Origin of the sequence: Sulfitobacter sp. M368 (genome assembly GCF_025141875.1) — a bacterium.
GTDB lineage: Bacteria > Pseudomonadota > Alphaproteobacteria > Rhodobacterales > Rhodobacteraceae > Sulfitobacter > Sulfitobacter mediterraneus_A.
Genome location: NZ_CP081113.1, coordinates 2,402,886 through 2,416,306 on the forward strand (window position 1 = coordinate 2,402,886; position 13,421 = coordinate 2,416,306).

Consider the following 13,421-nt stretch of genomic DNA (forward strand, 5'->3'; position numbering starts at 1 on the left):
GTGCCGCTACGCCCGCAGAATGGCCGCGCCCTCAATGGGCGGTACGTCGGCGGCGGTTATGGCTTCGCCTTGCAAATAGGCCGGTTCGGCCAGCCGCGTGAGCGGATCAAAGGTTCGGCCCGTCTCTGAGCCATCCAGCCACCGCCAAGACGCGTGGCCCTGCAGGCGGCATATCCGGCCCGCCGCATGTACCGCCAACACCATCTGATCAATCATCCCTGCCCGCCCGGCGGTGATGTTCAACGGGACCGGCGCATCGGGGTGCAGATCCGGGATATGCATGATAGGGGCATGGCTGAGCGTCAGCCGCGCATGAGACAACCCGCGCCGCTGCATCAGGTGAAGAATGGAAATTTCCAGCGGGAAATAGCCATCGATGAAATCGTCAAAACGACCCGGCGCTTGCGATCGCACAACAGCGTCCATCATCAGAACAAGCCAAAGTATTCTTGCTGTTCCCACTCCGAAACGGTCATCAGGTACCGATCCCATTCAGCGCGTTTGAGTGTGGCCAGGTAGGATGTGAATTCCGCACCAAAACTTTGCCGGATGTGGCCTGATCCGTCAAAGGCTTCAATCGCCGCCAGCAGGCTTTGCGGCAACCGGTCTGCGGCTTCGCCGTAAGGGGATTCCGTGGCAGGCGGCGCAGGTGTTTGGGATCGCAGACCGGCCAGCCCCGCATAAATTTGCGCGGCAAAGGCGAAATGCGGATTTGCGGTGGTGTCGGCCACACGGTTTTCAATGCGCGACGCGGTGTCACCGGGATACATCAACGCCCGCACCATCGCGCCGCGATTGTCCCAGCCCCATTGAATGCGGTTTGGGGCCAGTTGGAAAGGCGTGAACCTTTTGTAGCTGTTCACCGTCGGGTTCGTCAGCAAGCAGGACGCAGTGGCATGTGCCAACAAACCCGCGATCCAGCCATCGGCTTGCGGCGTCAGCCCGCCATCTGCCTTTGGCACAAATACGTTCTGGCCCGTGTCGTTTGCAATCAGGGACTGATGGATGTGCCAGCCGTTCGCCGCCGCATTGGGCAGGTTGGGTTTGGCCATGAATGTGGCATGGAGCCCCCGCGTCTGGCAGACCTCCTTGACCATTGTGCGAAACAGCACAAACCGGTCCGCTTGGGTCTGCGGGTCTGACGGGGCAAAGGTGAACTCGAACTGGCTTGGTCCCATTTCGATTTCCATCGAACGCGGCTCAAGCCCCATGGCATCGGCGTTGCGGCGCAGATCATCCAAAAGATCCTGCGCCTCGGAATAGCGGGTTTCGCTGAGGTACTGATGGCCTTGGGTCAGGTTGGATGTCTGCACGGGCGCGGGGGGCATGGTGGCTTGCGCATGTCCCAGCGCGGCATCGCGCAACTGAAAAACCTGAAACTCGACCTCAAGCCCAAAGACCGCCTGATAGCCCGCAGCGTCCAGATCCGCCGCCGCCTTGGCCAGTACTGCGCCGCAGGCGAAGGGCACCTCGGCGCCGCTTCGGTCCAGAACATCGCAAAGCAAAATCGCTGAATGGGGCGACCATGGCAGGATGAAAAACCGCGCCGGGTCCGGTCGGATCAACACATCACCCGCGCCTGCCAAGGGCAGATCCGCGACCTGCGCCCCTTCGGTCCAGACCGGGAAGACGGTGCTGTTGGACGTGTCTTTGAGCAGCAGCGTAGAGGGAATGCCGATGCCCTTTTCAAAGGCGGTTTCCAAAGCGCCGGCGACGATGGTCTTGCCGCGCAAGATACCGTGTTGATCGACAAAACAGATGCGCAGGGTCTCAACACCCTGTTGCGCAACGGTTTCAAGGACATGCGAAATGAGTTCTGCGCGGGTGTTCATAAATACTTAAACCGATGCGTCCCAAGGGCATTCTGCGCGCCGTGCAATATCTGCCGCATGGCTTGCGCTTTGCCAGTTGGCGGTCGGCGCGATGGCGTCGTTTGACAGTGGGCCAAGAATCCCCGTTACATCCGCCCGGCCTTGCATCGGCAAATCCTCAGGCCGCTCCGCCGCGAGATCTGCAATCGCCTTTCGCAACATCCGCCGATAACGGATGATCGCCACATCACTGCGGCCCAGATGCTCTTGTCTCCGGTCCTGAATTGCGCCCATCCCTTCAACCGCCCATTGATCATGCACGTTAATGTCCAGCCCCATGCCTGTATAGGTCAGGGTCTCCTGTTCGGCCGGATCGTAGTGATAGTTGTTGTCGCGGTTCTTCAGTGGCGCGTAATCGGGCAAGCTGTGCTCCTTGAGCCGCTGCTCTCGCATCAGTTCCTTGTTCACGGGGTTTTTGAAGCTGGTGAATATCGTGAACCAATAGCAGTTTTCATCGTCGATCGGCACATGCCACTGGGTGATCGTCATCTCGCGCGACATCGGAATGCAGATCGCCTCGGGAAAAATCTGGTTGGTCACGCGGACATGGGTCAGGTCGTTGTCCATATGGCGCAGCGCGGTGATCTTGAGGCCATAGTCGGTCTCGTCCACCTTGATCTCTGGCCGTGGGTATTCGCGCAGCACCTGCGTCATGGGCATGTCGGTATGGGCCGCCTTGTCGCGGAATTGTTTGCCATAGCTGTCGCTTGGATCTTCGTCCTCCAGGAACCTGTGCAGGAACGAGGCATGGGCCGGATCAATACCGATCTCCAATGCCTGAAGCCAGTTGCAGCGCCACAGGCCTTTGAACGCAAAAACATGGCTGTCCGGTGCGCGGAAACAATCAAAGCTCGGGAACTTTGGCGGATCGCCAGGCCCCATATAGGCAAAGACCGCCCCTTTGATCTCATGGACGGGATAGCTCGGTCCGTTTGGATCAAGGATGATCTCTTGCGGTGCGGGACAATAGGCCGGTGGCTCTCCCTCCGGTGCGATGCGTGTTCTCAGGTTCAGTGTGCCGCTATCGGCGCGAACAAGGGCCAGACGTTCACCCAGCAGATTGACCGCAACGGGAAAATCGCCCCCCAACTCGTCGCTTAGCGCGGCAGGCTGCCAATAGTGGCGCAGCACGTTGCCTGCATCGGTGTTTGGACCAATGCGCGTGATCTGGTCGTTCAAGGCCTGGCTGATCATGTGTTGTCCCCCTGTGTTTCGCACCATGCCGAGATGACACCGTTTTCCTCTTTTACCGGCACCATCGGCACTTTGATCTGGGTGTACATTTTGGACCCTTCCGGTTCGGCAGGTTGTTCCACGCATTGGCCGGTCCGGTCAAAGTGCCAGCCATGAAAGGGGCAGCGCAACCCGTTGTCTTCAAGCCGGCCAAAGCACAGATCTGCCCCCCGGTGCGGGCAGTTCCTGCCAATCAACCCCAAGCCGCCTTCCTCATCACGAAAGAGGACATAACGATCACTGCCAAGGGTGATCGGCAAAAGTGGACGGCCCGCATCCAGCGTCGCGGATTGCGCGATGACCTTCCAATGACCCTCAGCGCGATTGTCCGCAGTGATCGGGGAGGTTGTCATGATAGTTGAACCCTCTTCATTTGTGCGATATATGAACTTAAATGCGTAATATGAACGTAGCCTAACAATTGGACCCCCGTCAACATGACCACGCGTGACACCGCATCAACATTTGCCAAAGGCCTTGCCGTTCTGAGCTGCTTTGAGGGCGGGCGGAATGATCTGACCATGGCCGACATTGCACGGCTGACCGGCTTTGATCGGGCCACAGCCCGCCGCCTGTGCCTGACATTGCAAAGCAGTGGCTACCTTTACAAACACGAAAAGGCTTTGCGGCTGACACCCAGGGTGCTGGCCATCGCGGGCGGTTATCTCAAGGCAGAATACATAGGCAAGTCCGTGCAGCCAACACTGGATCAATTTGCCAGAGAACTGGACGGAGAGATTGCACTTGCGGTGCGCGATGGCACACGGGCCATCTATGTGGCGCGATCCGCCGTGCCTTCGGCGCGCCTGTCTCTGGGCCTGTCGGTCGGCAGCACACTGCCGCTGTTACCCACGGCGGTCGGGCGCATGCTGCTGGCCGGTTGCTCTGGGCCAGAGCGGGAACAGATCATCAACGATTGCGGGATGGTGCGGTTTACCGAACAGACGACACTGGACCGCCCTGCCCTTGAGGCCGAAATTCACAAGGCCGCCACCCAGGGCTTTGCCTTTGCCGCCAACGAGTTCGAGATGGGCGCCGCCGGGGTGGCAGTTCCGGTTCACGGCATTTCACAAACGCAGGCGGTCTTGGCGACCACTGCATCGGTCAATTACCTTGACCGGCAAAGCCAGCTTGATCACGTCCTCGATATTCTGCGCAAGGCGGCGATGAGCCTGCGCAGGTAACACCGCCATGCCCGATTGCACGTTGGCCCGCAATCAGGCAGAAACCAAATGACCCGGCGGAAAGCCACGGAAAGGAACAGCCCGCTATGATTGCCTACGTTACTGTTGGTGCGGATGATATCGCACTTGCGAAACGGTTCTACTCTGCGTTTTTGCCAGCGCTTGGTTACGGCCTGGCAGAGGGTGCGGAGGGGCTCAGCTTTGCACTGCCGGTGGCACCGGGGCAGTCTCCGGTCCTGCCGGATTTTTACGTCAAACCGACCTTTAACGGGCAACCGGCCACAGCCGGAAACGGCGCGATGGTTGCCTTCGAGGCCGGCAGCCAAAGCCAGGTGCGCCAATTGCACGCCGCCGCCCTCGCCGCTGGCGGGCAGGACGAAGGGCAGCCGGGGTTTCGTGCATCTTATGGGCCGCGTTTTTACGTCTGTTACTTGCGTGACCCGCAAGGCAACAAGATCGCATTGTTTTCCAGCAACCCCAATGAGCCCGGCCGGGACGATTAGGTCTATGCGGCGGGATCTTGGGTCCGCGGTCCCGAAAGATGGGCAATCACGCTTTTTCTAACGGCGCGAATGCGGGGGATGTCCCGCAAGTCTTGATGCGATCCCACCCAGATCGGCACTTCAATGTCGGGCATTCTATCCGCCAGATGCAAAAGGTCCGGAACACGGTCGCCAACGAATGATGGCAAGACCGCAATCCCGGCCCCCGATTGCGCCATGCGGGACAAAACCACAAAACTGTCCGATCCGGACTGCATGCTGTCGCCCGGCACATTGGCAGACAGCCATTTTGCCGGGACTGATCGCGCCAATGGGCCTTGCAGCCTGAACCATTTTTCCAGATCCGCCGAGGTGGCATAGGCCCGGAACACAAGCGGGGTCACGGATGTGGCAATCATGTCCTCCGGCAATGTCATCGCGGGGCGCACGAACAGATCGGCCTCCATCCGCGCGAAATTGAGGTGGCTGTTATTGCTCAGCAATTCGATCTCAAGCTGCGGGGCTTCGGCCTTCAGGGTCTGCAAGACATCCGGCAACAAATACTGGCAAATGGTATCCGTGGATGAAATGCGCACCACCCCGCTCAGCTGTGGATTTGCCCCCAGCATCAGCCGCTCAACGCCCAGGACCGCGTTTTCAACTTCCCGCACCGCCTGAACCAGCGCCTCCTTGCCGGGCAACACCCGGTAGCCGTTTGCGTTTCGGTCAAAGATTGCGCCACCGTTTTGCGCTTCAAATGCAGCGACACGCCTCAGCACGGTTGCATGATTCACGCCCAGATCACGGGCGGCCGCGCTGACCGATCCGGCCTCGATCACCGACAGGACGTACCGCAGGTTGTCCCAGTTTGAGCTGTGCATAATTTCGCAAACCCTATGCAATTATTCCCACTTCCTTTGAATATTCACACAGCTAGACTGATCCGCATATATATTTTTGGGAGGACTGCGGATGAAACTGGGAATTTGCGCACTTGGCGGCATGATCACAGCGGCGGTTGTTGCCACATCAGCGATGGGCGATGGCCACGCGGACAAGGCGATCATGGCAGCCGTCAAAGCGCGGCAATCACAGATGACACTGTATTCATTTAACATCAGCGTTCTGGGCGGCATGGCCAAGGGTGACATTGCCTATGACGCGGAGGCGGCCAGTGCCGCGGCCAGCAATCTGGCGGCATTGGCGCAGATGGATCAGTCGCGCATGTGGCCGCAAGGATCCGACAACGAGGCGCTTGGCACAGAAGCCACTGCGGCACTGCCCGCGATCTGGCAACCCGGCAGCACCGCCGCAGAAAAGGGTATGGCACTTGCCGAGGCTGCGATCGCGATGGAGCAATCAGCTGGCGCCGGGCTGGATGCATTGCGCGGTGCAATTGGCGCGGTTGGCAAATCCTGCGGCGCATGCCACGAAAGCTATCGTCAAAAGAACTAAGGGTTGATCAACAGCCGCGCTGGAATGCAGCGCCGGATGTGATTTTTAGTGGCCAGTGAGCGGGATATGCTTGCTGGCCTTTTTCCTGTCTTTCTGGCAAGGATGGACGCGGCGCTTGGACCCCGCCCTGCAAATGCCAGAAGGCCGCGCATCGCCCTCCCCTCAGATCGCGACCGAACCTCGACCACCGCCCATTCGCACAAAAACAACAAATCCTGCGGTAAACCCTTGATCGGTATCCAAGATGGGGCCACCATCGCGCGGTTCATACAATTCATTCAAAAATGTCGGGCGGTGCTTACGGCCGCGTCAGAAGGGCGATCAAAGATGACACAAAGCAAAACCTGGCTCAGCATGATCTGTGCAGCGCTGTTATCCTCTTTGATCGCAGTACAGCCAGTCGCTGCGCAATCCCCTTTTGAGGGTGGCTGGACGCTCAACACAGAGATGTCCAACCTCAGTTTCCAGTCGGTCAAGAAACAGACCGTTGTGGAATCCAGCGGCTTTGCCACCTTTCAAGGCACAATCGACGAAAGCGGGATGGCCAAGGTCACGGTCTTGCTTGATTCCGTAGACACCAAGATCGACCTGCGCAACGTCCGCATGCGGTTCTTGTTCTTTGAAACGTTCAAATTCCCCGAGGCCACGATCACGGCGCAGATCAATCCTGCCGATATTGCTGATCTGGCGACAGTCCGGCGCAAAAAAGTGGCTGTGGATTACACGGTCGACCTGCACGGCGTGCAGCAATCCTATCAATCCATGGTCACCGCAACCTTGCTGACCGATGATCTGGTTTCCATCGCCTCGGCCACGCCGATCTCTGTGCCTGTCGCCGATTTCAACCTGACCGAAGGTTTGGGCAAGTTGCAGGATGCCGCAAATGTCGAGATCATTCCCTCCGCCACGGTTTCCTTTGACTGGGTTTTTGCCCGCAACACCTCGACCCTCGCCGTGGCTCCTGCGGCCGCGCCCGCGCAGCCGGCCAATGCCGCGCTTGAGGCCGAAGGGGATTTTGACAAGGCGGCCTGCAAAGGGCGGTTCGAAATCCTTTCGCGCACAGGGAATATCTACTTTGCCTCCGGTTCTTCACGTTTGGAAAACAAGTCCGGCCCATTGTTGGACAGCCTCGCCAGCATCATGTCGCGCTGTCCCGGCATGATCATCGAGGTGGGCGGTCACACGGATAGCGTCGGTTCTGCTGCCTCCAACCAACGTCTTTCCGAATTTCGTGCAGCCTCGGTCGTGACCTATCTGGAGGGCAAGGGCCTTGCAAAAAATACAATGGTCGCCAAGGGTTACGGAGAGACGCAACCGATTGCAGACAACGCCACCAAAAAAGGGCGCTGGGACAACCGCCGGATCGAATTCAAGGTGCTTGAAAACTAGATGAAACAGATCTTTCGACTTTGGACAGCGCTGCTGGTGCTGAGTTTCGGGGCGCAGTCCGCGTGGGCCGAGACCCGGCTGGCGCTGATTGTGGGCAATGGAAGCTATTCTTCTGTCACGCAGCTGGATAATCCGGTGCATGATGCCGCGCTGATGGCGCAGGCACTGACCGCGAAGGGGTTCGAGGTCACGATGCTGACCGATGTCGGGCAAACCGCGCTGAACCAAGGGATCGCGCAATTCGGGCGCGATCTGCGTGCGGCAGGAAAGGATGCAACCGGTTTGTTCTATTACGCCGGTCACGCGGTGCAGTCGTTTGGCGAAAACTACCTGTTGCCGGTGGATGCCAGCCTGACCGATGCTGCGGATTTGTCCTTGGTCGCTGTTCAGGCAGAGGCCGTCCTGCGGCAAATGCGATCTGCGCAGAACAAGACCAATATCGTCATTCTGGATGCCTGCCGGAACAACCCGTTTGAGGCCATTCGCGATCTCAACGACAACGGCTTGGCCGAGATGAAAGCGCCGACTGGTACGTTCCTGTCCTATTCCACGGCGCCGGGCGCCGTTGCATTGGACGGTTTGGACGGCAATAGCCCCTTTACCAAAGCGTTGGCCGTGCAGATCAACGTTGTCGGATTGCCGATTGAACAGACCTTCAAACGCACCCGTATTGAAGTGATTGAACAGACCAATGGCCGTCAGACCCCGTGGGATACGTCTTCACTGACCGGGGATTTCTTTTTTGAGGCCAAGCAGCAGCTGACAGCGCAAGAGTTGCAGGAAAAGCAGTTGTGGGATTCCGTGAAGGTCAGCGACGATCCCGTGCAGCTTATGCTGTTCCTGCGCAGCTATCCTGCGGGCCGGTATCAAGAAGAGGGGCGTCAGCGCCTGACCGCCCTGTTGGAAAAAGAGCTGGGCACCGGGCCTGCCGCACCTTCAGACGACGCCGCCCAGGACACCGCAGAACCCGCCGTGCCTGCACCCAAGACACAGGACACCGCTGCCGCGCCCAAGCCCCCTGCCCCGCAAACCCCAAGTGCAAGCGAGGACGAACTGATCGCCGCCGCACAAAGCAGCGGATCAGCGGTGGATTATCAGGCATATCTGGACGTGTTCCCGCAAGGCACCTATGCCGAGCTGGCGGCCTTTGAACTGAAAATCATCAAGGAAAAAGCTGAACGCGCTGCCGCTGCAGATGCGCCTGTTGAGCCCCAAACCCAAACCATTGCCGCGACGCCCGAAACACCTGCGGTGGCCGATCTGTCTGGTCTGACCTTCGACACGCCATTCCCGACAGGCGGTGCGCCGATTCAAGGTCTCAGTATCTCAGAGATTGTAGAGCTTGCCCCGATGTTTGCGCCGATTGAGGGCATTCCGGAGGAATTGTGGAAGGATCAAACCTGTTCCAACTGCCATGAGTGGACCAAAGAAGCGCTTTGCGCCCAGGGCACCACATACACCCAGAACAACAACGTCCGGGCCTTGTCCAAACAGCATCCATTCGGCGGTGTCTTCAAGCAGGGCCTGCGCGACTGGGCGACGGGCAAATGTAAATAGGGCCGCTTGCGCCGGGTACCTTTGGCAAAGGCAAGACATTATGCACGACCTCCACCACTGGCCCCGCCAGAGGTTGATTGGTTGAGGCAATGGATTGCACCGCCCGGCCATGCTACCGGTTCCCCATTGCAGACCCTCTAGGAGTATTTTTATGGCCGGTCTTTTGATTGCATTCACCGGGGAAGGACAGTTGTTTCAAATCTGGCCCACCCACGCGATGAAGCGGTTCCCGCAGGCGACCCTTTATGATCGCAGCGCCAAGGTTACGGCCTTCCGGCAAGCGGAGGCCAAGCTGGGCAAGGATGGTTGGCTCAACCCCGAGGGTCAGGCAGCCGCCAGACGCACGGCACAGAACCTTGCCAATCCGACCGAGGTTGACGCGACCGTAACCTTCAGCGGCCCCCTTCAAAACGGTGTGGTTAAGGTCAAATGCAAAACCGGTGCCGAAAAGGTGTTTCAGATCCGGCTGAACAGCCTGGACGACAAGGCCATCGAACAGGCGTTTTTCAACGTCGATGCGGCGATCACCCGCTGCAAAGTCGGCGCACCGATGGCCTGAAGGCTGAAGCCAACCGCCCGTGCCGTTCGCGGCGTGGGACGTAGCAATAAAAACGGGCGGGTGCAGAGGCGGGTTTGAAGGTGCGTCACCACCGCCAAGGAGATATCAAGATGATAATTTACGGTCTAAGCACCTGCGCGATTTGCCAAAAGGCCCGCAAGGCGCTGGAAACGGAACACAAGGATATCCGATTTCGCGATGTCCGCGCCGAGCCGTTGAGCGAAGCTGAACTGGCGGAGCTAATTGCAGAATTCGGAGACCGGCTTGTGGATCGCAGCACCAATGACTATCGCGGACTGAATGCCTGGTTGAAAGAGTCAGAAGCCGACGCGCAAATCGCAGCCCAGCCCAAAGTCATGACCCGTCCTGTGATCCGCGATCAAACCGCGTTTTATCTGGGCTGGGATGAAACGGTGCAAAAGGCGTTATTGGCAAAGTAGCGGCTTTGCCACCGTCTCACCCCACCGCTTGTTCCCCCAAAGGCTCAGCGTTTCTACTTGCGCAGATCTGTGGGGGTCTTGCCGGTCTCACGTTTGAAGGCCTTGTAAAATGCGGAGCGCGAGTTGAAGCCGACGTCATAGGTGATCACAAGGATGGTCGCGTCCGTCGTTGTCAGTTGCTTGATCGCATCCTTGATCCTCCAGCCGTTCACCAGCTCGAAAAAGCTTTTGCCCAGATGGGTGTTGAGAGTTTGCGAGACATAATGCGAGGTCACGCCGATGTGCTTTGCCAAATCCCAAAGCGACAGGTTTGGAGCGCGGTAGAGCAGATCCTTGGACATTGCCGCTTCGATCTTGCGGGCGATGCGTTCGGCGCGGTCCGGATCGAGTGCGGATTTTTCGTATTTTTGAGCGGGTGGCAGATCCGGCATGCCCGGTTCGACCAGCGGGCCGCGGACCAGACCTGGACGTTGCCGCAGCCCCCAAACGCCGATCACCCAGAACAACGCGAGCAGTGAAAAACTGCTCAATGTCGAGATCCACGGCCCATACGCTTCTTCGGAAAATGCGCCGACCCAGATCAAGCCCGTGAAGGCCAAGTTGACGCAGAGATAAAAGCCGGCACTTGCGAGGATAACCCAAACCCAGGTCAATTCCCTGTTTTCGGTGCTGGCAAAAACATCTTTCAGCCGGGTCTGATAAGCCATCAATCGACGCACCGTAAGATAGACATAGGTGCCGATCATGATCTTGAAGGCAATATCTGCAACCAACACCGCCAGGCCGACAAGCAAAACCACCACCAGTTGCGCAACATCCTCCTCCAATTGGGTCTCAGACAGTTCGACGGGAAAGAAGAACAGAGTCCAGAAACACAGTGTCACGAAAACAATCGGAACAATGTGGTTTCGAAGGTTCGCAATGCGCTCTGGCACGCCTTCTGTGGTCAATGCGCGCACATAGACCCAGAACAGGAAAGGACAGGCGATTTCCAATGCGCCGGTGATCAGATTTATCCGCGACAGCACCCCGGTCCCGGAGGGGTCATAAGCCTCGGTCAAAACCGCCACGCCCGTTGAGATGCCCTGAAACAGGAACAGCAACGCCAGCGGAAAATATACCCCCGGATCGCGACGTCTGAGCATCAACAGATGCGCACAAAACAGACAGATGCCCGTCAAGGCGATGTTAAAAAACAGGTCAATGCTTGCAAAGGTCATTCAGCATCTTTTCATAATTCAAGCACAGATCGGGTTCCTGTGCATGACAGTGCAATGACAGATCGGCAACCATACATATCATAGCCATTCTCTGTTCTCCCAGTTGTCGCGACTGCGCGGCGGTCATGGCCTTCTTGATTGGCTGGACACTTCACATGCCCAGCCAAGCGGTGACTGGTGGTCGCGCCGCCCCGCGAGGTAGAGACCCAGCGCAGAGAAAGCTGATTTGCGGCGTCCGCCATCACCCAGCAATCTGGCTGGCGCTCTCGCGGCTCAACCAACCTCGGTCTGCTCCATCTGTTGGTTGTTCAAAACGCCAAAGAACTTGTGGCAAGGGCAAGATTCTCGGCCGCCACACGTTGCTGAACCGCAGCGCAGGCTTGCAGGTTTCCTGCCAGACAGGCGGCATCAAGCTGCTCCCGCGCAGAAATTTCCGCAGGCGTTTCGCAGGCGCTGAGGCCCAGAACAGCAAGGATAAGGTATCGTTTCATGTCATGTCTTTCTTTGTGTTTTCGCATTTCTCCCCCGATCTTTTCGGTGGGCCACATGCTGCGCAGAGCCATCGCCAGCCAAGTGAACTTTTCCTTGGCGTTCATCGTTCGAGGCATCAGGGTGAAACGGCTATTGATTGGCTTCTGACCAGCTGTGACCGGATCAGTTGGCCTGTGATCTCCACGAAAGTCGTCCGCCCCAACAGGGCGAGACAATGTTTTTCGAGAACCAAGCGGCCCGCTGCCGGATCTGGCAAGGGATGCACAGACCTGAAAAACACAAAGGCCGCGCAGGGCGGCCTGATGACAACGAGAAGAGGGAAAAGGTGGCGGAGGCTCAGGGATTCGAACCCTGGGGACGCTTTCACGCCCGTCGGTTTTCAAGACCGGTGCATTCGACCACTCTGCCAAACCTCCGCGATATGTCTCCCTTAATCAACCTGTTACGATTCGGCAAACCGAGAAATGGCGCGACGGGTCGGGGAATTTTGCCGATCCGCCCTCGCCAGCCTTTTCAGGTGCGACTTGCCGCGTTAGGATGCCGCAAAGATCCCCGTCAGGGGACGATTGGTGCTGCCGGCAAATCGGCAAAAACGTGCCCGACAGGGACACACAGGCAAGGACAGAACATCATGAGCAGGCCCGTTGACCGCATGCAATTTACCCGCCCCCGTTTGCGCCTTTTTACCGGTGCGGCGCTTTCTCTGACGCTGCTCGCGGGCTGCGATGAGAACGGGCAGTTCAACCTGCCGTTGCCCAAGCCCAAGGCAGAGGCCAGCGCCGCGGGCAGCACGCAATCGACCAAGCTGATTGAACGCGACGTCGAAGCGCCGGAAATTTTTTCGGCCACCGAACAAGGGCTTTGGGACGGACGGCCCTCGCTGGGCGGTGTCTGGGTGGCCCATCCCGATGTACAAGAGCCGGAGCGCGTGATCATCCGCAACCAAGCCAATGGCAAGTTCGTAATCGGCGCATTGTTCCGTCGCGAGCGCGAATTGCCCGGGCCGCGCCTGCAGATCTCCTCCGATGCGGCGGCGGCGCTCAGCATTCTGGCCGGTGCGCCGACAGAGCTGAACGTGACCGCATTGCGCCGCGAAGAGACCGCCGTGCCAACGGCGCCGGCCCCTGCCCCGGAAACCACCGATACAGTGGCCGCGCCCGCCGAGGTGTCAGAAACCACGCTGGATCCCATCGCCGCCGCTGGCGCCGCGATTGAGGCCGCCCCTGCCACGCCCGTGGCCGAAGCCCCTGCTCCGAAACCAGCCAAAGCCGCGCCCAAGCGCAGCGCCTCATCGCTCAAACGGCCCTATGTCCAGATCGGCATCTTCAGCGTCGAGGCCAACGCCAAACGCGTGGCCAAGCAGATGCGCGGCGCCGGGATTGTCCCGACCATCAAGCGCGGCGAAACCAACGGCAAACCGTTCTGGCGCGTTGTCGTTGGCCCGGCCAGCAACAAATCCGAGCTCAATGACCTGATCAAAAAGATCAAGGCCGAAGGGTTCTCTGACGCATACGCCGTCACCAATTGATCTGAACGACA

General features: G+C 58.7%; 15 protein-coding genes and 1 tRNA gene. 8 read left to right on the forward strand and 8 right to left on the reverse strand.

Annotated elements, in window-relative coordinates:
* Window positions 1-6 precede the first annotated feature (6 nt).
* Genes K3754_RS12010 through K3754_RS12025 form a run of 4 tightly spaced genes read right to left on the reverse strand, consistent with a single transcriptional unit; the run spans window position 7 to window position 3,457 of the window.
* Window positions 7-429, reverse strand: coding sequence for a hypothetical protein (locus tag K3754_RS12010; protein ID WP_259937588.1), 423 nt, complete (start codon window positions 427-429; stop codon window positions 7-9).
* On the reverse strand, window positions 429-1,832 hold the full coding sequence (locus tag K3754_RS12015; protein ID WP_259937590.1) for a glutamine synthetase family protein: 1,404 nt from the start codon (window positions 1,830-1,832) through the stop codon (window positions 429-431). The genes K3754_RS12010 and K3754_RS12015 overlap by 1 nt, the downstream gene beginning before the upstream one ends.
* Before the next feature lie 6 nt (window positions 1,833-1,838).
* Entirely contained in the window at window positions 1,839-3,065 is a 1,227-nt protein-coding gene (locus K3754_RS12020) for an aromatic ring-hydroxylating dioxygenase subunit alpha (protein WP_259937591.1), read from the reverse strand.
* A complete protein-coding gene (locus K3754_RS12025; RefSeq protein ID WP_259937592.1) occupies window positions 3,062-3,457 on the reverse strand; it encodes a Rieske 2Fe-2S domain-containing protein in 396 nt (131 codons plus the stop codon). The genes K3754_RS12020 and K3754_RS12025 overlap by 4 nt, the downstream gene beginning before the upstream one ends.
* An 84-nt stretch (window positions 3,458-3,541) precedes the next feature.
* Here K3754_RS12025 and K3754_RS12030 point away from each other — a divergent pair, with 84 nt between their 5' ends.
* Both K3754_RS12030 and K3754_RS12035 read left to right on the forward strand, forming a co-directional pair.
* On the forward strand, window positions 3,542-4,288 hold the full coding sequence (locus K3754_RS12030; RefSeq protein ID WP_259937593.1) for an IclR family transcriptional regulator C-terminal domain-containing protein: 747 nt from the start codon (window positions 3,542-3,544) through the stop codon (window positions 4,286-4,288).
* 86 nt (window positions 4,289-4,374) lie between these two features.
* Window positions 4,375-4,791, forward strand: coding sequence for a VOC family protein (locus tag K3754_RS12035; protein ID WP_259937595.1), 417 nt, complete (start codon window positions 4,375-4,377; stop codon window positions 4,789-4,791).
* Window positions 4,792-4,793: 2 nt separating this feature from the next.
* Here K3754_RS12035 and K3754_RS12040 read toward each other — a convergent pair whose 3' ends face one another.
* A complete protein-coding gene (locus tag K3754_RS12040; protein WP_259937597.1) occupies window positions 4,794-5,651 on the reverse strand; it encodes a LysR family transcriptional regulator in 858 nt (285 codons plus the stop codon).
* A 91-nt stretch (window positions 5,652-5,742) separates the two neighbouring features.
* On the opposite strand from K3754_RS12040, the gene K3754_RS12045 reads away from it, so the two are divergent.
* From K3754_RS12045 to K3754_RS12065, 5 genes are all read left to right on the forward strand, one after another.
* Entirely contained in the window at window positions 5,743-6,225 is a 483-nt protein-coding gene (locus tag K3754_RS12045; RefSeq protein ID WP_259937600.1) for a cytochrome c, read from the forward strand.
* Window positions 6,226-6,552: 327 nt separating this feature from the next.
* Window positions 6,553-7,614, forward strand: coding sequence for an OmpA family protein (locus K3754_RS12050; RefSeq protein ID WP_259937603.1), 1,062 nt, complete (start codon window positions 6,553-6,555; stop codon window positions 7,612-7,614).
* A complete protein-coding gene (locus K3754_RS12055) occupies window positions 7,615-9,171 on the forward strand; it encodes a caspase family protein (protein ID WP_259937605.1) in 1,557 nt (518 codons plus the stop codon).
* A gap of 151 nt (window positions 9,172-9,322) precedes the next feature.
* Window positions 9,323-9,730: a hypothetical protein gene (locus K3754_RS12060; RefSeq protein WP_259937608.1), complete on the forward strand. Its 408-nt coding sequence runs from the start codon at window positions 9,323-9,325 to the stop codon at window positions 9,728-9,730.
* Between the two features lie 110 nt (window positions 9,731-9,840).
* Window positions 9,841-10,170 (forward strand): arsenate reductase family protein, encoded by a 330-nt coding sequence (locus K3754_RS12065; RefSeq protein WP_259937609.1) that lies wholly within the window; start codon window positions 9,841-9,843, stop codon window positions 10,168-10,170.
* Between the two features lie 53 nt (window positions 10,171-10,223).
* Here K3754_RS12065 and K3754_RS12070 read toward each other — a convergent pair whose 3' ends face one another.
* The 3 genes from K3754_RS12070 to K3754_RS12080 form a co-directional block, all read right to left on the reverse strand.
* On the reverse strand, window positions 10,224-11,390 hold the full coding sequence (locus K3754_RS12070) for an AraC family transcriptional regulator (protein WP_259937611.1): 1,167 nt from the start codon (window positions 11,388-11,390) through the stop codon (window positions 10,224-10,226).
* 308 nt (window positions 11,391-11,698) lie between these two features.
* On the reverse strand, window positions 11,699-11,998 hold the full coding sequence (locus K3754_RS12075) for a hypothetical protein (protein ID WP_259937613.1): 300 nt from the start codon (window positions 11,996-11,998) through the stop codon (window positions 11,699-11,701).
* Window positions 11,999-12,208: 210 nt separating this feature from the next.
* Window positions 12,209-12,298 (reverse strand) — tRNA-Ser (locus K3754_RS12080).
* Window positions 12,299-12,513: 215 nt separating this feature from the next.
* Here K3754_RS12080 and K3754_RS12085 point away from each other — a divergent pair.
* Window positions 12,514-13,410, forward strand: coding sequence for an SPOR domain-containing protein (locus K3754_RS12085; protein ID WP_231024125.1), 897 nt, complete (start codon window positions 12,514-12,516; stop codon window positions 13,408-13,410).
* Window positions 13,411-13,421 lie beyond the last annotated feature (11 nt).